Source organism: Corallococcus sp. BB11-1, from assembly GCF_026626625.1.
Taxonomy (GTDB): domain Bacteria; phylum Myxococcota; class Myxococcia; order Myxococcales; family Myxococcaceae; genus Corallococcus; species Corallococcus soli.
Window position 1 is genome coordinate 224,850 of record NZ_JAPNJY010000023.1, and the last position, 22,320, is coordinate 247,169.

16 protein-coding genes are annotated in these 22,320 nt (G+C 73.2%); 6 read left to right on the forward strand and 10 right to left on the reverse strand.

What is annotated here, in order from left to right; all coding sequences use genetic code 11:
* Positions 1-140: 140 nt before the first annotated feature.
* The 6 genes from OV207_RS19410 (at position 141) to OV207_RS19435 (ending at position 8,058) form a co-directional block, all read left to right on the forward strand.
* Positions 141-1,361 carry a hypothetical protein gene (locus OV207_RS19410; RefSeq protein ID WP_267556630.1) on the forward strand — a complete coding sequence of 407 codons (1,221 nt, stop codon included), beginning with the start codon at positions 141-143 and terminating at the stop codon, positions 1,359-1,361.
* A gap of 78 nt (positions 1,362-1,439) precedes the next feature.
* Positions 1,440-2,513: a hypothetical protein gene (locus OV207_RS19415; protein ID WP_267556631.1), complete on the forward strand. Its 1,074-nt coding sequence runs from the start codon at positions 1,440-1,442 to the stop codon at positions 2,511-2,513.
* A gap of 44 nt (positions 2,514-2,557) precedes the next feature.
* The gene (locus OV207_RS19420) at positions 2,558-3,862 is read left to right on the forward strand and encodes a hypothetical protein (protein ID WP_193350244.1); all 1,305 of its coding nucleotides are present in this window, start codon (positions 2,558-2,560) and stop codon (positions 3,860-3,862) included.
* 21 nt (positions 3,863-3,883) lie between these two features.
* Positions 3,884-5,881: a hypothetical protein gene (locus tag OV207_RS19425; RefSeq protein ID WP_267556632.1), complete on the forward strand. Its 1,998-nt coding sequence runs from the start codon at positions 3,884-3,886 to the stop codon at positions 5,879-5,881.
* Between the two features lie 77 nt (positions 5,882-5,958).
* Complete coding sequence (locus OV207_RS19430; protein WP_193350248.1) at positions 5,959-7,062, forward strand: hypothetical protein; 1,104 nt, start codon at positions 5,959-5,961, stop codon at positions 7,060-7,062.
* A gap of 15 nt (positions 7,063-7,077) precedes the next feature.
* Entirely contained in the window at positions 7,078-8,058 is a 981-nt protein-coding gene (locus tag OV207_RS19435; RefSeq protein WP_193350250.1) for a DUF4438 domain-containing protein, read from the forward strand.
* Here OV207_RS19435 and OV207_RS19440 read toward each other — a convergent pair.
* From OV207_RS19440 to OV207_RS19485, 10 genes are all read right to left on the reverse strand, one after another.
* Entirely contained in the window at positions 8,055-8,456 is a 402-nt protein-coding gene (locus OV207_RS19440) for a response regulator transcription factor (RefSeq protein ID WP_267556633.1), read from the reverse strand. The genes OV207_RS19435 and OV207_RS19440 overlap by 4 nt on opposite strands.
* Positions 8,457-8,475: 19 nt before the next feature.
* Entirely contained in the window at positions 8,476-9,522 is a 1,047-nt protein-coding gene (locus OV207_RS19445) for a hypothetical protein (RefSeq protein WP_267556634.1), read from the reverse strand.
* A 506-nt stretch (positions 9,523-10,028) separates the two neighbouring features.
* The gene (locus tag OV207_RS19450; protein ID WP_267556635.1) at positions 10,029-11,942 is read right to left on the reverse strand and encodes a hypothetical protein; all 1,914 of its coding nucleotides are present in this window, start codon (positions 11,940-11,942) and stop codon (positions 10,029-10,031) included.
* Between the two features lie 50 nt (positions 11,943-11,992).
* On the reverse strand, positions 11,993-14,743 hold the full coding sequence (locus OV207_RS19455) for a VWA domain-containing protein (protein ID WP_267556636.1): 2,751 nt from the start codon (positions 14,741-14,743) through the stop codon (positions 11,993-11,995).
* A gap of 94 nt (positions 14,744-14,837) precedes the next feature.
* Positions 14,838-16,571 carry a vWA domain-containing protein gene (locus OV207_RS19460; protein WP_267556637.1) on the reverse strand — a complete coding sequence of 578 codons (1,734 nt, stop codon included), beginning with the start codon at positions 16,569-16,571 and terminating at the stop codon, positions 14,838-14,840.
* A 55-nt stretch (positions 16,572-16,626) separates the two neighbouring features.
* A complete protein-coding gene (locus OV207_RS19465) occupies positions 16,627-17,487 on the reverse strand; it encodes a DUF58 domain-containing protein (protein WP_267556638.1) in 861 nt (286 codons plus the stop codon).
* Positions 17,484-19,001 carry an ABC transporter permease gene (locus OV207_RS19470; protein ID WP_267556639.1) on the reverse strand — a complete coding sequence of 506 codons (1,518 nt, stop codon included), beginning with the start codon at positions 18,999-19,001 and terminating at the stop codon, positions 17,484-17,486. The genes OV207_RS19465 and OV207_RS19470 overlap by 4 nt, the downstream gene beginning before the upstream one ends.
* Complete coding sequence (locus OV207_RS19475; protein WP_267556640.1) at positions 18,998-19,981, reverse strand: ABC transporter ATP-binding protein; 984 nt, start codon at positions 19,979-19,981, stop codon at positions 18,998-19,000. The genes OV207_RS19470 and OV207_RS19475 overlap by 4 nt, the downstream gene beginning before the upstream one ends.
* Positions 19,978-21,795, reverse strand: a complete 1,818-nt coding sequence (locus OV207_RS19480; protein ID WP_267556641.1) for a hypothetical protein — start codon at positions 21,793-21,795, stop codon at positions 19,978-19,980. Before OV207_RS19480 ends, OV207_RS19475 begins: the two co-directional genes overlap by 4 nt.
* Positions 21,788-22,320: AAA family ATPase (locus OV207_RS19485; protein ID WP_267556642.1), on the reverse strand; the 533-nt coding region annotated here is incomplete at its 5' end. The genes OV207_RS19485 and OV207_RS19480, both read right to left, overlap by 8 nt.

Here is a 22,320-nt window from a genome sequence, read left to right on the forward strand (position 1 = left end):
GCGGGCGCAGTCTGGCACGGAGTCGCCGCCTGGGCAGCGAGGCGCGGTAGCTCAAACGTGTGACTGCCACGCGGAGTCTCCCCTTTCTAACTTGGCGCTCTTGAAGGGCTGTGGTCGCGCCACGCGAGGGGGAGATACCGATGACCAGCACCGACTTCATGTCCGAGGAGTCCCTTGATGCCATGGACCCCTGGGAGGGAGCGGATGCCCTCCAGGAGCTGGAGGAGCTCGCGGACGCGTTCGGCGAACTCGACGGCTTCGAGGCGGACGGCTTCGAGGCGGACGGCTTCGAGGCGGACGGCTTCGAGCCGAGGGGCTTCGAGCCGGGGGGCTTCGAGGACGACGGCTTCGAGGAGCTGTTCGCCGCCGCCGAGGAGGAGGACGCCTTCCTGGAGCTGGAGGACGACGGCTTCGAAGGCTTCGAGCAGGACCCGACCAGCGGGCTGTTCGCGCCGTCCGCGCCCCGCCTCATCACCGGTCCCGCCGCCGTCGTGCTCGCCCGCACCCTCAACCCCTTCGTCCTGGAGTCCATGGACGCCGACGACGCCGAGGCCTTCCTCCGCCGCGTCACCCGGCGCGTCCGGGCCGCCGCGCGCGGCGTCGCACGCGGCGTGCGGCAGGTGGGCCGGCTCGGTGGGGCCGCGCTGCGCCGCGCCGCGCCCCTGCTCAGCCGTGCGCTGCCCATCATCCAGCGCGTGGCGGGGGTCGCGGGCCCGTGGGGCCGCGTCGTCGCCGCGGGGATTGGCGCCGCCCGGGGGCTGATGCGCGGCCAGGGGCTGCGCGGGGCGCTCGCGGGGGCCGTGGGCGGCCTCATCCCCGGCGTGGGGGGGCGCATCGCCTCCTCCATCCTGCGCGGCGACGGCGCGGATGACGACGCTTCGCTGGACGCGCTCGCGGACATGGCGGACGCGCGGCAGGTGCCCGCCGCCGTGGCCCTGCCCCTGGGCGCGGGCCTCGCGGCGCGCGTGGTGAGCCGCCAGGCGGTGCCCACGGTCGCCGCGCTCGGAGCCGCCGCGCAGGGCGTCGTGCGCTCCCGCACGCGCGGCCTGGAGCAGTACCTGATGCGCGTGGCGCGGCAGATTCCGGGCGGCCCGGGACGGCGGCTGCGCATCATGCGCGCCATCGCCCAGCTGTGCGCCAGGGACCTGCGTCAGCGGGGGCCGGGCGGGGCCATCACGGCGATGCCCCAGGTGGTGCGCCGCGCGAGCCAGCGGGTCGTTACCCGCGCGGTCCAGATGCCCAGGCTCGGCGCCATGCCACCGCGCGTGGCGGCCCGGCGGGTCCAGGCACGGCAGCAGGTGCTGCGCCGCATCCCCGTCTCCGCCGTCAGCGCCGCGAGCGTCCGTCAGCCGTCCGCCTGAGGCCCCGCCACGGCACCCCGTCTCATCACGTTTTCAGGACCAGCCAGCACAAGCCAGGACAAGCAAGGAGGAGGACCCATGCAGCAGCCGCAGCCTTTCGAGGAGGAGTTTTCCGGCCAGGGCGATGAGATGTCCGACCTGATGGCCGAGGGCGAGGAGGGCTTCGAGGGCGAGGGCTTCGAAGCCGAGGGCATGGAGGGCGAAGGCTTCGAAGGCGAAGGCTTCGAGATGGAGGGCATGGAGGGCGAGGGCTTCGAGGGCGAAGGCTTCGAGATGGAGGGCATGGAGTCCGACGGCTTCGAGGCCGAGGGCATGGAGGCCGAGGGCTTCGAGGCCGAGGGCATGGAGTCCGACGGCTTCGAGGGCGAAGGCTTCGAGATGGAGGGCGCCGACGCGCTCGATGACGCCTTCGCCGAGGCCATGGACGCCCAGGACGAGGAGGAGTTCCTGCGGCGCCTCAGGGCCGGCGCCCGCCGGCTGATGCAGGTGGCCGGGCCGACGGTCCGGCGCATCGGGCGGCGCACCATGCCCATCGCCATGCGGCTCATCCGCCAGGCGGCCCCGCGCGTGGGCGGCATCGTGGGCCAGGAGATTGGCCGCAGCGTGGGGGGCCTGCTCCGCGCGGACGCCATGGACGCCTTCGCGGATGCCGCGGCGGACTACGCCGGTGAAGAGGACATGGAGGCCTTCACGCGGGTGCTCGGGGGGCTCGCGGCGCGCCACGTGGTGCGCTCGACGATTCCTCCCGCGCGCCGCCGCCAGCAGCCCCAGCAGGCGCGGGCCCTGGGCCGGGCCGTGGGCCAGATGACGTCGCGCATCGCCCAGCGCATCGCCCAGCGCTACGGCCCGCGCGCGCTGCCGGCGGTGACGCGCATCGTGCGCCAGGTGACGCGCCTGGTGCGCCAGCAGGGCGCGAGCCCGCAGGCGGTGCCCCGGATGATCCGCCGCATCGGCACGCGGGTGGCCGCCAGTCCGCAGGCGGTGCGCCGGCTCTCGCGGCCCAACCCCGCCGCGCGGCAGCTCCGGGCGACCGCGGGGATCCGCCGCCCCGCCAACCGCAACCGCATGGACACCATGATGGCCGGCAGGCCCGGCTCGCGGCGGCTGCGGACCGTCGTGCTCCGGGGGCCGGTGCGCGTCGTCGTCAGGTAGCGGAAGGGGCAGCCACACACAAGGAGGGCGGGGGAGGCAGGCACATGGCGGACGCGCTTCAGCAGTTCCTGCGGGCCAAGGTCCAGAGCATCACGTTCCGCGCCGGGAGGCTCTCACGCCTCACGCCGCAGGACGTGGGGATAAGGCCACGGGACGTCCCCTTCGCCCCCTCCCCCGCGCACTTCGCCGCGGCCAACGCGCGGCTGGGGGAGATCGACCGCGACGTGCGCCGGGCGCTCGCGCGGCTGAACGGCCGGCTCCACGGGCGGCGACTCCGGCCGCACGAGGTGCTGGAGCGCAACGCCCTGGTGGAGCGGGAGATCGACCGCGCCCGCCGCGCGTATGGCCTGTTCTTCGACGTCTTCAGCCAGCGGGGCACGCGGTTCGCGCCGGCGCTGGCGGCCTGCGACGTCATCGCCGTGGACTGCTTCCAGGCCGTCCGGCGCGCCTCGCCCGGACTGCTGACCACCCCGATGCTCAAGCCCATCACCTACCTGGAGCACGGCTTCTCACCGGCCACCTTCCGGCGCGGCGTGCTGCTGCGGCGCCTGCTGGGCGAGCGCAACCCGTTCCCGCTCATCCGCGTGCCGTACGAGCGCGTGGAGGCGCCCTGGGGCATGGGCGTCATCCTCCACGAAATCGGCCACAACCTGCAGGCGGACCTGGGCATCTGGCAGGAGACGCAGGTGGCCCTCCAGCGCCGGGTGCTGGGCGTGACGGGCAACCCATGGCTCACGCGCCTGTGGGGCCGCTGGCACAAGGAGATCTTCGCGGACCTCATGGCGTGCCTCCTGGGCGGGCCCGCGTCGGTCCACTCCATGAAGGACTTCCTCGCGTACCCGCCTTCGCGCGTGCTGACGTTCCACCCGCTCAGCGCCCACCCCACCCCGTACCTGCGGGTGCTCATCCAGGCGGAGATGCTCCGGCGCATGGACTTCCCCGCGCAGGCGCGGGACGTGCGCGACAACTGGTACCGGCTGTACCGCGCGCAGCTGCCCGGTGCCCGCATCCCGGCGCTGCTGCTGCGCACCGCGTCCCGGCTCATCCCCCACGTGGTGGATGAGATTGCGTTCCAGCCGCGCCGGGGCCTGGCGCAGCGCGCGCTGGTGGACGTGGTGCCCTTCTGGCCGTCGGATCAGGAGCGCATCCTGCGGGCCGCCGAGTCCCTGGCACGGGGACAGCTGCCCTCGGGGCTGCCGCCCCGCTACGTCGTGAGCGCCAGCCGCGAGGCGCTCGAACGGAGGCTGGCCCCGCCCGAGCAGATCTCACGGACGGTGCTCAATCATCTGGTGAGGCTTGGCTCGCGGGAAGCGCGGATGCCAGGCGTGAGCGTCACCCTGGCCGCATGACAGGACCTCAAGGGAGGGACGATGTACGAGAACATGAAGGGGCGGAGCGCCGCGGCGTCCATGGAGCTGACGTCCACCGCGAAGACGAAGTTCGACGAGTTCCTGCGCCGCCAGCTGGGCGTGTCGGACGCGCGCGACCCCACGTCGGTGGTGAACGCGCTGCGCAAGCTCTACCCGACGACGGCCGCGCGGCTGGACGACGAGAGCCGGGGCCAGTCCATCCGCGTCCAGGCCATGCCCGAACCCTCCCTGGGCATGATGGTGAGCGCCGGGGACTCGCCCGGCATGCGGCGCTTCCGGCAGCAGCGCCAGGCGCTGGAGGACGACCTGCGCTTCGCGGTGGAGCTCGCGTCCAACCGCGACTTCAAGGCGCCGGTGGACGGGTGGCGCGACTCCATCCTCGCGGAGATGGATGAAGGCGAGGCCGCGGCGAACCGGGCGGTGGATCCGGTGGCGCGCGACCGGACCTTCTACACGGTGCGCAAGCTGGGCGACTGCGCCCGCGTGGCGCGCATGGTGGGGATGATCAACCCCACGGTGAGCCCGGAGTTCGGCCGGCTGGCGGCCACGCTGGACGAGGGCTCCATGCTCCTGCGCGTCATCGCGGGCGAGTCCCTCTTCCGCGCGGGCTTCGACAAGGGCGGCAGCGTGTTCCAGGTCGCGCTCCAGGACCTGCGCCAGCGCCGCGAAGCGCTCATCAACGCCCTGGAGCAGCTCACCGCCACCAGCATCCAGGAGGGCGGCGACGACTGGGGTGACGGCCAGGCCTCCTACGGCAAGCTGCTGGAGCGGCTGCGCACGCAGGGGCACTCCGACCTGCGCTCCATCGTCCGGCCCGACGCGATGTCGCGGCTGCTGGACGTCCTCCTGAACCACGCTCCCCGGCAGCAGTCGGAGGACATGCGGGGCATCGCGTCGGCGGTGCCCATGGAGCTGCTCCAGCTGCGGCGGCTGCGCGACGTGGCGGGCAGTCTGCTGGACAGCACGCTGGACTACACCCAATCCGGCTACCTGGACCCCACCCGGGGACAGGGCGCCTCCGCGCCGCTGGCGGCCTTCACCGAAGCGCTCACGCTCTTCATCAACGCCTTCGACCGTCCCAACGCAGGGGCGCGGCTGCTCAACATGGTCCTCCCCGCGCCCCTGGCCTTCCAGGAGCGGGCCGGCAAGGAGCAGGAGCTGCACGACAAGTTCCGCGAACGGGCGGCCGTCCAGGAGCAGGTGGAAGAGCTGCTGATGGACCCGACGACCACGGACGAGTTCTGGAAGGAGCTGGCCCGGTTGGATCGCAAGCTCTACCACATCGACCGGATCATCGACCTGTACCTGCTGGACTACGACGAGGCCACCGTCCCGGGCGGCGGCAACCGCGTCGTCTTCCACTCGGAGATGCTGGAGCAGCTGGAAGACGACGTGGACGTCTTCATCCTGGATCCGGCGTTCCTCAAGGAGCAGTGCGGCCTGGAGGAGGACACGCTGGCCCTCGCGAACACCCTGACCCAGGGCGCCGAGGACCGGGTGGAGGACATCGAGGAGGACCGGAACCACAAGTTCAGCGTCCCCACGGGCTCGCACTGCAACGCGGGTGAGTCGTACCAGGTGCCCCCGCCGGCCCGCGTCTCGTTGGACCGGATTGAACGCCACTTCCCGCAGTACAGCGTGGACGGGCCCCAGCCGATGCCCAATCCCCATCCCAATCCGCCTCCTCCCAGGGCACGGGAGGCGACGGGCGAGGCGGCCGTGGCGGCCTCCGGCGGACCGAGCCTGGAGGAGGTCACCACGCTCATCCAGGAGAACCGGACGCAGATCCTCACGGAGCTGGACAAGCGGCTGGAGGCCCAGGCGCCGGAGCTGGCGCGACAACTGGAGCAGGCCTTCTCCGACCAGCTCAAGGCCGTGGAGCGGCTGCTGGCCGGGAAGCAGCCGCATGGCTCGGACGGCAAGCCCGCGTCGGTCAACGGCTACGCCCCCAAGGCGGGCCACACCCGCCGTCACGTCCGTCACCCCCGGAAGCCCTGAGGGCGGGACGCCCTGAACATGCTCGCGAAGCCGGAACACATTCATCCTCTCAACGTGCTTGAACCAGGTGGCATGCCATGAGCATCGGTACGGCAGAAGCCCTGCAGCGTCTCTTCGCGCAGTGGAAGCGCGAGGTCCTCGCCAACGTCTCCTCGGATGTGGAGCGCGCGGAGCTGCAGAAGCAGCTCGCGGCGCGGGAGGGGGAGCTGCTCGCCAGCGCCTCCAATGGCTCGACCGCGTCCCTCTTCTCGGACCTGATGGGCCTGGGCAAGGACGGCGCGTCGTCGTCCTTCGACTCCATCAGCCGGCCCGTGCTCGTGCAGGACTTCGACGAGTCGGTCATCGAGACGCAGCTCCACGCGACCGCGGAGCTCTATTACATCTACCAGCACGACCGGATGAAGGTGTTCCAGGTGGCGGGCGCGCTGCTGCGGCTCTTCCACGACGGGCGCATGCGCATCCAGCGCGGCCCCGGCGCGCGGGCGCTGTACCTGATGGAGAAGCACCAGCCGCTTCGCTACAAGCCCCGCGACCGGCAGCTGGCCTACCGGCGCGCGTTCAACTACGGGACGCTGGCGCCGCCGCAGGGCGCGGTGATGTTCCGCAACTTCCACCGCGAGTTCCTCGCCTTCGTGTCGGCCATCGCGCAGTACTTCCGCGACCTGCTGATTGGCGAGGTCATCCGCGGCTCGCAGCACCTGAACGAGCGGCCCTTCGCCAGCCAGGCCACCATCCAGCGGCTGGGCACGGACATGCGCTGGCAGATTGACCGCGCCACCTACGGCAACATCCTGGCCCTCACGGTGGAGGTGGGCGAATACCTCAAGACCATCCTGGACGCTCTGGAGACGCCCGACATCAAGAAGGCCTTCGACGCGAACACCAAGTGGGACGTCATCGAGGTCGTGTCGCAGCGCTACCTGGGCGGCGCGGGGGAGATCTCCCAGCGCTCGAAGATGGCGGACGCCGGGCGGCTCCTGCTCAACTTCGTGGCGGACAACCCGTTCAAGACGCGCGACTTCAGGGACTTCCAGACGGAGGTGATGCCGCTGGGCCCGGTGGCCGAGGAGTGGATCGCCGCGTACCGGATGACGCCGGAGGGCCGCGCGTTCCGCGGCGTGACGCCCACCCTGCGCACGACGCTGGGCATCACCAGCCCCGCGCCCATGGCGATGCGCTGAAGGTCGGGGGCCGCCATGGACGTTCCCCTGCCCTTCGTGATGGAGCCGGACACGCGGGCCGCCACGGCGCCGCGGACCAACGTGTCGCGGCTGGTGGCCGCGGCGGTGGCGGGACAGGTGTCCCATCCCATCGTGCACGCCTCGCCCTACCGCATCGGGCGGGACGGGGTGCTCCGGCTGGTGCCCGGCAGCGGGGGCATCGTCCTCAACCGGCGCGTGGGGGACCCCGCGGTGGGGCTCGCGGCGGACCACATGGAGGCGGGGGTGTCGCTGCACAACAACGGGCGCGAGGTGGTGGGCCCTCGCAACGGTCCCAACCAGGCGCTCATGTTCTATGCCTGCGTGGGCAACCGCGCGCGCGTGACGACCGGCCCCGCCCAGGGCGCCGAGGGCACGGTGGTGGGCAAGCACGGGGGCATCAACCACGTCATCGTGGACTTCCCGCCCCACGTGAAGCGGCGGCTGCTCATCGGGGACCGGGTGCAGTTGGATGCGTACGGCCAGGGGCTGGAGCTGCCGGACTTCCCGGACGTGCGCGTGCAGAACCTGTCGCCCCGGCTGCTGCGGCGCTGGGGCGTGCGGACGGCGCGGGGACGGCTGGTCATCCCCGTCACGCACACGGTGCCCGCGGAGGTGATGGGTTCGGGGATGGGGCGCTCCGAGGGCGTGCTGGGGGACCTGGACATCCAGCTGTCGGATCCGGTGCTGGTGCGGCGCTTCCGGTTGGGCTCGCTGCGGTTGGGGGACCTGGTGGCGGTGTGTCCGCTGGACTATCGCCATGGCCCCAGCCGGCGGCCGGGCACCGTCACCGTGGGCGTGGTGGTGCATTCGGACAGCAAGGTGGCGGGCCATGGCCCGGGGATGACGCCGCTGCTCGTCGCCCCCGCCGCGTGTGTCCGGCTCGTGCGGCAGCCCCGGGCGAACCTGGCGTTCGTGCTGGGCCTGCGCCGGAGCGTGGCCTCGCCGCGGCGTGACGCGAGGAGGAACCGCCTCTAGGGCGTCGGCGGCAGGGACGCCGCGTCCAGACAGCGCGACACCATGGCCGCCCGGGTGTCCACGCCGAGCTTGGCGAAGATGCGCCGCAGGTGGGCCGCCACGGTCCATGTGCTGATGCCCAGCTTCACGGCGATCTGCTTGTTGCCCCAGCCCGCGCGGACACACGAGACGACCTGGAGTTCGCGCGCGGTGAGCAGTCGCGAGACGGGCGGCGCGAGCGTGGGCTTCGGGGATGAAGGTGCTGGTTCCTGGGACGGTGCTGGCACCAGGTGATAGCGCTGGCCTCCGATGATGAGCTCTCCGGCCATGGAGGGCCCCTGCGCGCCCGCGACGGGCACGGCGCCGGGCTCGGGGATGACGAGCAGCACGTGGCTGCCGGGTTGAAGTGGCGTCTCCATGGCATGCCTCCTGGAAACGCTACGGAGGATCCGCGAGTTCGGGAGAGGAGAGGATGCGCCAGACCTCCGCGGCCTCGCGCACGCGTCCGGCGGCTCGCAGGTCCTCCGCGAGCAGCTCGCCCGCGTGCTCGCCCGACGCCGGCCGCCCAGGCTTTTCGCGCGCATGCGCCAGGAGCTTCGCGACACCCCGGCGGCCGAAGCGCAGCTCCGCGTGGAGCAGCAGGGCCAGCGCACGCGCCGTCGAGAAGGGGCCCGCCGGTGACTCCTGGTCCGTCGCGCCTGGCGCACAGGAGGCCAGCAGGGGGCGCAGCACCTGGGCGACGAGGGATTCGAGCTGCGCCAGTTGCGCGCCCCGCTCCCGGCCAGCCTGGGCCAGCGCCGCCATCCGCTTCGGGTCCTCACCCAGCAGGGTCAGCGCTTCGCGTCCTTCACAAGAGGGCGCGCCCCGTGCGCCAAGGAGGCGCAGCGATGCGGGCTCGGGAGGCCGCGCGGGCATGACGTCGACGCCCAGCTGGCCCAGCCGGGCTTCGAACGCCTCGGGCTCGCGCTGCTTCCAGTGGGCCAGCGCGGCGATGAGCGCGGGCCCCGACAGCGGCCATGCGCCCCAGCGCAGTTCGACCCCGGACTGGGAATCCCAGGCGACGGAATCAAACGGGCTGCCGAACCACGCGAGCACGAACTCCAGCGCGCGGCCGTGAGCGTCGGACAGGCCACGGCCGGCGAACTCCTCACGGGAAGGCGCGCACGGGCCCCGCACCGCGACGGTGCCCCGGTGAACGAGCCTGCCGTTCTCGTGAGCCATGACGACCCGCGCACCCAGAGGTGGCAGGGTCGCCACCATGCCCTGGAGCTGGATCGAATCCCGGGCCGCGCGGAGGGCGGCGGACGCGGCATCGGGTTGGGCCGGCGGGGCTGAGGGCGCCGGCTCGGCGAAGGGGTCGGACTCGGCGCGCGAGGCCTTCGCACGGGGCATGGGCTCGGCGAAAGAATCGGACTCCACGCGCTGGGCCTTCGCTCGGGGCGTGGGTTCGGCGAAGGGGTCGGACTCCGCCTGCGAAGCCTTCACTCGGGGCTTCGGTTCAGCGAAGGGGTCGGACTCCGCGCGCTGGGCCCTCCCCTGCGGCATGGGATCGGATTCGGCGCGCGAGGCCTTCGCCCGGGGCATGGGTTCCAAGAAGGGATCGGCTTCGGGTTGAGAGGCAGAGGCCGGGTTTCGCGGGCGTGACTCGGTGGGATCCGGAGTCGCAAAGGGCGCGTCCCGTTCAAGGTCGGAGACCCAGCGATCCAACAGGGTCATCACGCCCCGCGAGGGAATGGGAGCCCGCATCCGCTTCCGTCCCGACTCATGTTCAGCCACGGCGACCTCCACTGCAGGGATTTCCTGCCCAGCCACAGTAGGGATCGCCCTCGCCCAAGGAAGTTCAGCGGGGAGCCGGCACCAGCCCACTCGGTTGACTTCAGAATGGAGCGCGCGCGGCGAAGGGATGGGATGACACTGACGTCATCCCGGAGGGCCGTGAACACCCAGCCCCGCCGGGTGATCCGCGTGTCTCACATGGACGGGACGTCGGCTCAGAGCAGGCGCGAATACGTCGCCGGTGCACCAGGACGCGGCGTCCACCGCTTCGCATCCCGGGGCAACCACAGAAGCTGGAAGCCTTCCGCGCGCCCTTCATAGCGGACGGCGTGAGGTCCCCTCGTCAGGTCGAACTCGGGCGTGGTGATGCGCACACCGTCGATGAACAGCGCCCCGGCGTCGAGCGCGCTCGCGGGATGGACGAAGTAGCGGTCACCGCGCACCGCGAGGAAGGCGTCCTCCAGCCTCCCGGTCTCCGTGGACACCCGGTAGCGCTGGCCCCAGAGGAAGAGGTCGCCGTCGAACGGCTGGTAGTGCGTGTCGAGGAAGCGGCGCAGCGCGGGAGGCAGGCCGGAGGTGCGCAGGTCATCCACGCGCAGCACGCAGCCCTGGTCCACGAGCGCACGGGGCATGTCATGCGACAGCAGATCCACGAGCGAGCCGCGCAGATACGCGTCCGTGTAGAAGTAGAAGTGCACGTGGGGCCGGCTCACGAAGCCGCCCGAGTTGTCATAGACGACGTCCTCCGGGCCCGTGAGCGTGGCGATGCGCGCGAGCACCTCGCGCTGCCGCGCGTTGCCCCCGCCGTTCAGCAGTGCATCCACGTGCGCGGCCTGCACGGCGAACAGTCCCAGCAGCCCGATGAACCCCACGGTGCGCCCGACAGGCGTGTGCAGCCGAGAGAGGACCACGAGGACCCCGCGCGCCGCGAAGACGGCGAGCACGCCGAGGAAGGGCAGCAGGCTGTAGGGGAACGGGGCGCGCTGGAGCGCGTAGGCACCGAACGTCGCGGGCACGGCCACGATGAGCAGGAGGTCGGGCGTCCGCAGGCGTTCACGCAGCGGCAGGTTCGGGTCGTGCTGGAGCATCCGCCGGACGGTGAAGCCGACCCCGACGATGGCGAGGAGGAAGAACGCGGGTTCTTTGCCCAGGGCGGGCAACAGGTACTCGCGCCAGGAGAAGCCCGGGTAGTGACGCTGGTGTTCGGACGCCCAGACGAAGCACCACTGCCACCATGCGCGCCAGGAGCCCGTCACCGTGAGGTACGTGGCCACACCCGTCAGCGTGGTGGCGAGCCCGAGGAAGAAGGCGCCGGGCGAGGCGATGAGCGCGGGCGTGCGGCCCCGGCGAAGGAAGAGGTCCACGAGGAGGACCGCGCCCACCAGCCCGCCGAAGAAGAGCGCCTTTTGCGAACCCCATCCGGAGGCGGCGAGCAGCAAGCCCGCCAGGAAGGAACTGGAGTGGGAGCCGGGCTGCATGGCCAACGACGCAAGCGCGCCCGACAAGGACGTGGACGTGGAGGTGGAACCAGGCTGCGCGGCCAGAGCGACGTGCGCACCCGGCAAGGACGTGGAGGTGGAGCCGGGCTGCGCGGCCGGTGCGACGTGCGCACCCAGCAAGGACGTGGAGGTGGAGCCAGACTGCGCGGCCTGTGCGACGTGCGCACCCGGCAAGGACGTGGCGGCGGCGCCAGGCTGCGCGGCCAGCGCGGCGAGCGCACCCAGGAAGAGCGCGGCGGTGAGCGCATCCGGGCGCACCTCCGTGGCGAAGTGCAGGAAGGTAGGCGACAGCAGGAGCAACACCGGGGCCAGGAGCGCGGCGGTGCGTCCCTCGCGGCGGTTGAGGAGGAACACCGATGCGCAGGCCCCCGCGAGCGGCACGAGCATCGCGGCGCGCAGGGCCAGCACGTTGCGCGGATCATCCCCCAGCAGCACGAACAGCGGCGACAGCAGCTGGTACACGAGGGGAAAGTGCACCTCGAAGAAGTCGCGGTACGGCACCTGACCGTGGGCCATGAGCCACGCGGCATGGGCGTACTGGAACTCGTCGATGCTGAATGCCTTGTGCAGCGCGAGGCGCGCCGCCTGGAGCAACAGCGCGACCAGGAGGACGCCGAGCCCCCACCGCACGTACCGGGACCCCTTCATCGGCACCGACATATCGCGAAGTCCGTTGGACTTCAGCGCCCCGTCCGACGCCGAGCGCGTGCCCGCGCGGCCTCCAGCGCGGAGTCCACGCCGGCGGGCGGCTTCGGCGGCTCGGGCGCTGGCGGCTGGGGCGACTCCTCCGGGACTTGGGGCTTCTTTCCTGACGACGCCGTCGCGGAGGGCTCCGCGCGCGGTGCGGCCGCGGGCCCGCGCGCGATGGACTCCTTCACGGGCCGGGCGCGGGCCGCTCGCACGCGGGGCGCGGAGAGGAAGCGGCGCACGGCCACCTCCGACAGCATCACCGCCAGCGCGAACGCCACCAGCCATGGCGCCAGCGCCACGCGCCCTTCGGACTCAGGCGCCTGCGCGAACAGGCCCGTCATCGACAGGCGCTCCTGCCCTCCGCCCACCGCCGCCAGCGCGCGCAGGAGCTTCAGTCCCTCCTTCGCGCTGCCCGGCTCGAACTCCGGCGCGTAGGGCAGCGCCACCGGTGGCGCCCTCAACACGCGCCCGCCCCACTTCACCACCGGGTGCCAGGTGCCGCTGCCGGACAGCGGGTACTCGGCCACCAGCCGGTCCTCGTCCTCCCAGTGCAGCGGCTTCTCCACCCCGGGGCGCCCGTCGCCCGACAGCAGCACCGCCGTGGGCAGGGCGCCCGGCATCGGCTCTCCCGGCGGCAGGTCCAGCGTCACGCGCAAGAGGTTGCCCCGGCGCTCCGAGCGCACCACCGCCTCCTCCTTCGGCGCGGCGCTGCCCATCGACCAGCGCACCACCGCCTCCAGCGTCGCTCGCAGCGCGCCCCACTCGCGCAGCTCGCCCGTGTACTTGCCGTCCACCTCCGCCGTGAGGGCCACCACGCGCCCGGCGCCATGCGGCCACAGCGCCAGCACCGGCGCGGCGTTGGTGTCCAGCGTGCGCAGCGCCACGTTCGCGCGGGGCTTCAGGTACGTGAGGTTGTAGCCGCCCACCTGCGGCAGGCCCTGCGTGGGCAGCGGCCCCAGCAGGGGCAGGTCCGGCGCGGCCTCCAGCGACGCGGGCTCGTCCACGAAGGTGGCCCTCGCCACCGCGAGCGTCTCCTGGCTGAAGATGCGCGGCAGGCTCATCGCGTCCTCGGCGAAGTAGATGCGGCCTCCGCCGCGCCGGGCCACGTCGCGCAGCAGCTCCGCGTCCGAGTCCTTCGGGGTGCCCAGGCCGATGACGGACACCGTCACGTTCGCCTGGCGCAGCGCGGACAGGGTGGCCTGGTAGTCGTCCGGCTCCTCGGAGTCCGCCGCGTCGGAGAACAGCACCACGTGCCGCGTGGGCTTGTCACTGCGGAGGATCTCCTTGCGCGCCGTGCGCAGCGCCACGCCCACGTAGATGCCGCCACCGCCGCTGAAGCCGCTCGCCACCTTGCTCAGGGGCAGGCCGTCGCTCACCGGGCTCAGCGGGAAGACCTCGTGCGACTCCGTGTCCACCATGTGGATGGAGGCTTCGTCGCTCCCGTTGAGGAGCGTGAGCGCCGCCGTGACGCCCTCCGCGGCCAGCTCCATCTTCGTGCGGCCGTCCGGCACCTGCACGCCCATGGAGCAGCTGGAGTCCATCAGCACGCTCATCGCCACGGACGCGCGCCGCTGCTCCTCGCGCATCTCCAGCGACACGGGCAGCAGCGGCTCCACGGGCGAGCGCCGGTAGCCGCCCTCCCCGAAGCTCGTGCGTCCGCCCGTCATCACCAGCCCGCCTCCGGCCTGGTCCACGTAGTCCGCCAGCGCGTTCAGGCCCGTCTCGCCCAGCGAGTTCGCGTCCACGTTCTCCAGCACCACCACGCCCACCCCATCGAGCGCATCCAGCGAGACGTGGAAGGGGGCGCGGACGTCCACCTGCATGCCCGTCGCCCCCAGCGCCTTCGCCAGGGTGCCCGAGGGCTGTTGGGTGAGCAGCAGCACGCGCGGAGGGCCCTCCACGCGCAGCACGCCCACGCCCACGTCGTTCTCCGGGACGCCGTCGCCCGCCGCCTCCACCGTGAGCCGGTAGCGCACGAGGCCCGGCGCCTCCAGCAGGTCGCGCAGGGGCAGCAGGTTCGGGCCGGGCTTGAAGTCGAAGGGCCCCTTCACCAGCACGCGCCCGTCGCGCTCCAGCCGCACGGTGCCGGTGACGGCGGAGGTGGCCTGCACGACGGCGGAGAACTGGAAGGGCTCGCGCACGGAGACGGTGGCGGGCACGTCCAGCGACACGACGGCCACGTCCAGCGCGGGCTCCGGACGGGCCACCTGCCGGTAGTCCACCGCGATGCCTCGCGCCGCGAGACGCCGGGTCGCGCCCCGCGCATCCGCGCCCGTGGCCCGACCGTCGGAGACGACCAGCACCCGGCCCGTGCGCTCGGGAGGAATCAGCGCGCCCGCCGCGTCCAGCGCGGAGGCGAGGTCCGACGCCTCCGCGTCCACCGGCCGCGTGAAGCCGGCGAAGTGGCCCACGTCCGACAGCGGGGACTCCACCCGGGCTTCGCGGCCGAAGGTGACGACGCCCACCCGGTCGCCGGGCCGGCGCTGTGATTCCACCAGGGACACCAGCTCCTGCGCCACCCGGTCCACGTCCAGGGGCATGGAGCGGGAGCGGTCCACCACCACGGCCACGTCGCTGCCCGCGTTGGCGAGGCGCAGCTCAGGCCCCGCCAGCGCGCCCACGCCGAGCACCAGCAGCACCCACCGCAACACCATGGGCGGGCCGGGCCTCCGGCCGTAGCGCCACAGGAACAGCCCCAGGGGCAGCAGCAGCAGCCACGCCTGCGGGAGGGTGAACGTCATGCCGCGCTCCGCGCCAACGGGAAGCCAGCGCCCGGGCCAGGGCTCCGGGGAAGGAGTTCCGGCGACGGCGGCGCTGCGCGTGGAGGCGTGCCGGTCATACCTTCCTCGTGACGTAGAAGTCGGCCAGCAGCGCGGCCAGCAGCACCACCAGCGGCCAGCGGGCGCGCTCCTGCGCACCGCCCTCCGCCGCGTCCTCGCCGGCCTCCTTCGCCGGCACCTCCGCGCTGTCCCGGCCGCGCAGGTCCGACTCGCGCGCATCCAGCGACAGCACCTCCAGCGAGTCCACTTCGGTGCCGTCCCGCTCCAGCGCATGGCGGCCGGGGCGCGTGGGCGCGGGCAGGCTCAGCGCTCCCGCGCCGAACACCGGCTTGCGCCCGGACGGACCCACCAACGCGTAGCGCGCACCGGCCTCCGTCACCACGGGCAGCGCTTCGCCCAGGTTGAGCTGGTGCCGGGGAAAGCCCTCGCGCAGCCGTCGCGCCTCGCGCACCACGTTGCCCAGCAGCACCGGCCACGCCGTGGTGCGCTGGAGGTTGGAGCGCGCCAGGTCCACGTTGAGGTGCAGCCGCCCGCCCTCCTCTTGCGACACCAGCACCGCCTCGCCCGCGGTCACCAGCGGTCGCCCCGGCGGGTTCGTGCCCGCCGTCCACCGCACCCCGGCGAGCTGCACGTCGTCCATCAACGCGCTGCCCTTCTCCGTGAAGAACGGCCCCACGAACGTGCGCAGCGGCCCCTCCGCGCCCAGCGTCACCCGCGCCTGCGTGCGCGAAGGTCCCACCGACAGCACCGGGGCACCGGGGACCGGCGTGCCATGCGCCACCTCCGGAGACACCGCCAGGAAGCGCTCCAGCGCCTGCCTCGACGCGGGCGACAGCCCCTCGGTGAGGCCCACCGACACCGGCATCACGGGCGACGGCGACAGGCGCACGCGCCCGTCCTCGGGCAGCGCGTCGTCCGGGAGGGACACCTCCACGTCACCGGCCTCGCGGAAGGTGAGGCGCACCGTCGCGGCGCCCTCCTCCGGCAGCGCGATGCGCTCGGTGCGCTCGGTGCCTTCACGCGCGCCCGGCCCTGGCGCCGCGCGCACCCGCGCCTCCACATCCGAGGGCCCCGGGCCAAAGCGCACCACCCGCAGCGTCACCGACGCACGGCCCCCTTCGTCGCGCCGCTGCGCGGACACCAGCGCCACGTTGCCCACGGGGCGCCCCAGCGCCGTCCAGCGCACCGAGGGAGGAACGACCGTGTCCTGCGACGGCGGCGCGTCGGTGAAGAAGTGCACGCGCTTGCCCGGCCCGGACAGCTCCTGCGCCCACAGGAGCGTGGGCACGACGTCGTGGTCCGGCCCGCGGGCCTCGAAGGACTCCAGCGCGCCCAGGGCTCGCGACGCCTCAACCTCCGGCCCGGCCACCACGTGCGGTGACGCACCGCTCGCCAGCACCGTCACGTGCGTGGCGCCCTCCGCCTCCACGCGCTTCGCCGCCTCCACGCGCACGCGCTCCAGCACCGTCTTCCCATCCGGGGACCGCGCGGACATGGACAGGCTGCCGTCCACCACCACCACCAGGTGACGGCGGCGGGCCGCCTCGCCCCAGCGCACGTCCGCCAGGTACAGCGCGGCGGCCAGCACCGCGAGGACCTCCAGCAACAGCGAGGCTTCGCGCGTGAAGCGCTCCCACCGGGGGCCGCCCTCCGCGCGAGGACGCGGCGTGCGCCAAAGGAACAGCGCGCTCACCTCCACCGGCTTCTGCCGGCGGCGCAGGAAGTACGCCGCCACCAGCGGCACCAGCGCGCCCAGCGCCAGCAGGCCCCACGGAAGCCCGAAGCTCACGCCCCGCCTCCCGCGACGAACCGCGCACCGCTTCCCGAGCGAACCCCGCCCAAGCTCACGCCCCGCCTCCCGCGACGAACAACGCGCGCAGCGGTCCCGCCACCTGGGCCCGCAGGCCGTCCGCGGTGCTCACCGTGAGCAGCGCTCCCCGCGCCCGCGCCGCGGCGCTCCGCAGGGCACGCTGGTGCTCGCCGAAGCGGCGGGCGTAGGCGGCCAGCACCCCGTCCGTCAGCAGCTCCTCCAGCGCCGCGCCGCTCTCCGCGTCCACCAGCCGGGCCCCCTCGCCGCCCGTGGGGTCCAGGTCCTCCACGTCCAGCACCTGCACCAGGAACAGCGCCGACGCGCCCCGCGACAGCCGGGCGCACAGCGCCTCCAGGTCCGCCTCGAAGAGGAAGTCGCTCACCACCACCCGCACGCCGCAGGGCCGCAGCGGCGGCAGCCGCCCCAGCGCCGCCGCCAGGTCGTCCCTCGCCTCGAACTCCGCGCCCCGCAGCGCCGCGCGACACGCCGGCCCCTGCACCCGCTCCGACCGCGCCCCGCCCCACAGGAGCGTCGGCGACAGCCCCTGCCGAGCGCCCACCTCCACCGTGAGCAGCGCCACCTCGCGCGCCCCGGCCGCCTTGCGCGGTGACAGCCCCATGCTCCTCGAGCCGTCCAGCAGCACCTCCACGCGCGGCGACACCTCGTCCTGGCGCACGCGCAACACCAGGTCCCCCGTGCGCGCCACCGCGTTCCAGTCCAGCTGCCGCAGGTCGTCCCCTGGCTGGTACATGCGGAAGTCGTGCAGCTCCATCGCGCTGCCCGCGGACGTGGCGCGCACCTCGCCCACCCGTCCCCGCTGCGGCACGCGCGGCAGCGCCAGGGTCAGCCCCGGCACCAGCCGCGCCACCTCCGCTTCGTCCAGCCGCGGGCTCACGGCGCGTGGGCCTCACGCTCGCGCCTCGCGAGCACCCGGTCCGCCGCGAACGCGCACAGCAGCGCCACCAGCGCCACGCACAGCAGCAGCTCCGGCGGCATCCGCAGGCCCGACGGGTCCGTCCATTCACGGCGGTCGAAGTTCAGCGTCCCCAACACGGGGTTGAGCAGGTTGAGCAGGGGGTCGTCCCCGTCCAGCCCCAGGAACACCGCCAGCAGCGGCGGCACCCCGGCCCCCAGCGCGCCCACCGCGACGAAGATCAGCCGCACCGCCGCGGGCGACGCGAACCGGCTCGACCGGGGCATCCGCCCCACCAGCAGCGCCACCGACAGGTAGATGACGCCGTAGAGGGCCAGCGCCACGAGCGCCATCCCCGTGCGCATCACGCTCGTCGAAGGGTCCGACGCCCACAGCAGCGCCGCGCATCCGGCCACCCAGCCCACCAGCAGCAGCACGCTCAGCCGGAAGCCGCGCAGGGCGCCCGTCCGCAGCAGCGACCAGGGCCGCGTGCCCGCGCGCAACGGCCGGGACTGCCCATCCACGTCCGTCGCAGTGAACAGCCCCGTGAGGATGAGGTGCAGCCCGCCGAGGACGCCCGCGATGCCCGGGATGTCATCCTCCCGGCCCAGCAACCACCACACCGCCGCCACCCCCACGAACGTCAGCACGGTCTGCACCACCAACGCCCGGCGCGGACGGCGCGTGTAGTCCTCCGTCACCAGCGACAGCCGCGCCACCGCCGTCTCGAACAGCAGCCACCCGTCCGTCAGCAGCAGCCACAGCCCCACGCCCACCCCCAGGAAGAAGTCCCGGTCCAGGGAGATCCCCCGGCCCCGTCCCTCCGTCAGCATGAAGATGAAGGCGAGCGCCTGGAAGAACGTCACCAGCAGCGCGCCCACCAGCACGAAGCGCACCAGGGCCCGTCCCATCCGCCCGTCCGCCAGCGTCGCCGCGCACACCGACGCGAGCGTGAGGAACACCAGCCACGCGCCGCCCAGCAGCAACACCATCAGGATGGTGGGCAGGTCGATGCCGTTGAGGAAGTAGCTGAACAGCAGGAACGGCCCCACCGCCGACGCGTACAGCGCCGCCTGCACCAGGAAGGACGCCACCTTGCCGCCCAGGATGCGCCGGGGCCCCAGCCCCGTGAGCAGCAGGAGCGACCACGTCTCGTCCTCGCGCTCGCGCGCCAGCGAACGGTACGCGTTGAAGGGGATGACCCCGAAGTGCACCAGCCCCAGGCACACGAAGAAGGAGAAGAAGTACGTGCGCCCCTCGCGCGAATAGGACGTCCCCTGCGTGTTCACGTACGCGATGAGCGACAGCGTCAGGCACGCCAGCAGCAACAACCCGAAGCACACCCAGAAGGTGCGCGTGCGCAGCCCCTGCCGCACCTCCTTCACCACCAGCGGGTTGAGCCGGTCGCCCCACCTCTCCCAGCGGTCGGACACCCTGGCTGCTGGAGCGGCGGTGGCGTCGGACGCACCCGACGCCGGACTTGCTTGCGTGCTCACGCCACCCTCCCCTTCGTCACCGTCATGAAGGCATCCTCCAGGTTGCGCTCGCGCGGGCTGAAGGCGCACACCGGCAGCCCCTGCGCCACCAGCGCCGCGAGCAGCGCCGCCGCGGCGGCCTCCGCCTGCATCGGGCCCGCGTCCGGCTCCAGCTCCAGCCGCACGCGCAGCGCGCTGGCCTCGCGGGCCACCTCCTGCACGCGCGGCTGCTCCAGCAACAGCCGCTCCGCGCGCGCGCTCACCGCCTCCCCTTCCGTCCCCGCCGCCAGCCGCACCACCAGCTCCACCCCGCGCGAGGCCTCCGCGCCCGTGCGCAGCAGGTCCTCCACCCGGCCCTGGGCCAGCAGGCGCCCCTGTTCGATGATGACGCAGGAGTCGCAGATCTCCGCCAGCTCCGTGAGGATGTGGCTGGAGATGATGACCGCCTTGCCCTGGTCCGCCAGCGCGCGCAGCAGCTCCCGCAGCTCGATGCGCGCGCGGGGGTCCAGGCCGTCCGCGGGCTCGTCCAGCAGCAGCAACTGGGGGTCGTGCAGCAGCGTGCGCCCCAGGGCCACGCGCTGGCGCATGCCCTTGGACAGCTCCGTGGTGAGCTTCTCCGCCAGGGGCATCAGCCCCGTGAACTCCATCACCGAGTCCACCCGCTGCCGCCGCTGCGCGCCCTTGAGGCCGTACGCGCGGGCGAAGAAGTCCAGGAACTCCGTCACGGTGACGTCGTCATAGGTGCCGTAGCGGTCCGGCATGTAGCCCAGCAGGGGCCGGGCCTTGTCCGGCGCGTCCACCAGCGACCGGCCATCCAGCAGCACCTCGCCGGCGGTGGGCACGTCCAGCGTGGCCAGGATGCGCAGCGTGGTGCTCTTGCCCGCGCCGTTGGGGCCGATGAAGCCCAGGATGCCGCCGGCTTCCAGGGAGAAGGACACGTCGTCCACCGCGCGCAGCGCCCCGTAGTCGCGCCGCAGGCCCTTCACTTCCAGCAGGCTCATGGCCGCACCTCCTCGAACCCACCGCGCACCAGATGCACTCCAGCCTCCAGGTCCACGTCCACCGCCGCGGTGGGCGCGAAGCCCCGGCCGCCCAGGCGGACCAGGAAGGTGTTGTCGCCCAGGGAGTCATCGAACACGCCCCTCGCCAACGGGAAGCGCTGCTCCGGCTGGTGCCCCAGGGTCCACGGGTCGTCCCGCTCACGTTCGAACCCCGGGGCCTTCGTCTCATCGGGGAGGGGCACGGCGCTCGCCTCGCCGCCGTCCGCCATCGCGGGCACGGTCCAGAGCCTGCCCTGGAAGCGCACGATGCCCGCCTCCACGTCCGCCCCCAGCGCGTTCTGCACGACGAGCCCGTCCTGCGCCTTGCGCACGGTGAGCCGCGCCCGCGACGGGAGCACCGCCACCTCGCCCCACTCACGGTAGGTGCGCGAGGGCAGGAAGCTGTCGCGCAGCGCCATCCCCTGCGTCCAGTCCAGGAAGCGCGGCGGGTCTTCCGGCTCCGGGGTGGCCAGCAGCACGCTGGAGGCGGGCATCGTCACCCCCTCCTCGGCGAGGTTGGCGTACCAGGCGGTGAGCCCCACCGTCACCGCGCGCGAACGCTCGCGGTCCAGCAGCGTGAAGCTGTAGCGCGCGGAGTGCACGCGGAAGCCGTCCACCAGCACCGACCAGGCCACCAGCGACAGACACGTGACGGCCGCCAGCGTGGGCACGGCGACGAGCACCGCCAACGGCCCCTTGCGCCGGGCGAGCATCAACCCACCGGGCCCCACCGCGAGGGTGAAGAGGAAGATGAGCAGCATGAAGCGGCCCACGGGCGCGCGCGCGCTGGCCAGCAGCGGCAACATCCCGTCACGCAGGAGGCTGCTGCGGTCCCAGCGCGGTGGCGGCCCCGCGGGCACCACCGCGCTCGTCGCCGTCGACGCGTCCTCCACGAGCTTCTGCCCACAGGTCTGGAACCTGTGGCAGTCACGGAACTGGCGCACCTGGCCGAAGCCGTACGGCGACCGCTCCGCCCCGAAGTCCTGGATCAACGGGAAGTGCCGGCGCGGGTTGGCCGGAGGATGGGCGAGCACCAGGTTGCCACCGGACAGCGCGAAGGATTCCAGCACGGCCCAGACGTCGTCGGGCACCTCCTCCGGCGGCGCCGTCACCAGCACCGCGTCGTAGCCCACGTACGCGGCCAGCTCGCGCGGCGCCACGCGGGCGTCGAGGAAGCGCGTGGCGAGGAGCGGCTCCTGGCCATCCCCCGTCCGGCCCAACCGGGTCGCGCTCTCGAAGGACTTCACGTCCCCCAGCACCATCACGCGCGCGCCCTGGTAGCTGTCCAGGTAGAAGCCCTCCGTGGCGGTGGGCATCCCGGGTGAGTCCATGCGGAGCTGTCCGGACTGGAGGTCCGCGGGCAGCAGCAGGTAGGTGACGACGCGCTCGCGCGGCCCCAGTTGGAGTGAGCGCTCCGTGATGCGTCCCTCCGCATGGATGGACAGGCGCACCGGGCGCGGCTGGCCGCTGCTGTTGTGCACCGTCACCTGGATGGGGGTGTAGCCCCGCTGCGGCACCAGCGTGACGGAGCGCAGGGTCGCCTTGAGGTCGCCCTTCTCGGGGAAGGTCTCGGGTGTCTCCACCACCTCGCGGTAGCCGCCCGCCCTCTCCTTTTCCGTGTCCGTGTCCGAGCCCGTCAGGGCCTCCGCCGCCACGGCCACTTCGGCCGCCGCCTCGGGCACGGGAGTGGGCACCGCCACTTCGGCGGCGCCCGCGAGCGCCGTCCAGAGCAGGGCCATGGCGAGCACCGGGCTCCGGGGCACGCGGCTAGCCACGGGGCACCTCGGGGATGGCCTTGAGCAGCTCGCGCACCACGTCCGGCGCGGTCACCTTCTCCAGCGAGGCCTCGTAGGCCAGCACCAACCGGTGGTTGAGCGCGGCGGGCGCGGCGGCCACCACGTCGTCGAAGCCCACGTTGGGCCGGCCGTGGAGGAGCGCGAGCGCACGGCCCGCGGCGGCGAGGGCCAGCGCCGCGCGGGGGCTCGCGCCGAAGCGCACGAAGCGGCGCACGGCGTCCGGAGCGGAGGCCTGGCGCGGGTCGGAGGCCTCCACCAGCCGGCCGATGAAGTCCGCCACCGGCCCGGGCAGGTGCACGCGGTCCACGGCGGCGAACAGGCGGGACAGGCCCTCCGCGTCCAGGACGGGCTCCTGCGCGGGAGGTGCCCCGCGCACGCGCGTGGTGAGCAGCGTGCGCAGCGTCTTCGCGCCCACGGGGGGCACGAGGATGCGGAAGAGGAAGCGGTCCAGCTGCGCTTCGGGCAGCGGGTAGGTGCCCTCCAGCTCGATGGGGTTCTGGGTGG

Coding starts and splice junctions, on each gene's coding strand:
- OV207_RS19455 (WP_267556636.1), bottom strand. CDS start 14,743: ATGACGTTCACCCTCCCGCAGGCGTGGCTGCTGCTGCTGCCCCTGGGG.
- OV207_RS19410 (WP_267556630.1), top strand. CDS start 141: ATGACCAGCACCGACTTCATGTCCGAGGAGTCCCTTGATGCCATGGAC.
- OV207_RS19425 (WP_267556632.1), top strand. CDS start 3,884: ATGTACGAGAACATGAAGGGGCGGAGCGCCGCGGCGTCCATGGAGCTG.
- OV207_RS19440 (WP_267556633.1), bottom strand. CDS start 8,456: ATGGAGACGCCACTTCAACCCGGCAGCCACGTGCTGCTCGTCATCCCC.
- OV207_RS19435 (WP_193350250.1), top strand. CDS start 7,078: ATGGACGTTCCCCTGCCCTTCGTGATGGAGCCGGACACGCGGGCCGCC.
- OV207_RS19475 (WP_267556640.1), bottom strand. CDS start 19,981: ATGAGCCTGCTGGAAGTGAAGGGCCTGCGGCGCGACTACGGGGCGCTG.
- OV207_RS19415 (WP_267556631.1), top strand. CDS start 1,440: ATGCAGCAGCCGCAGCCTTTCGAGGAGGAGTTTTCCGGCCAGGGCGAT.
- OV207_RS19430 (WP_193350248.1), top strand. CDS start 5,959: ATGAGCATCGGTACGGCAGAAGCCCTGCAGCGTCTCTTCGCGCAGTGG.
- OV207_RS19420 (WP_193350244.1), top strand. CDS start 2,558: ATGGCGGACGCGCTTCAGCAGTTCCTGCGGGCCAAGGTCCAGAGCATC.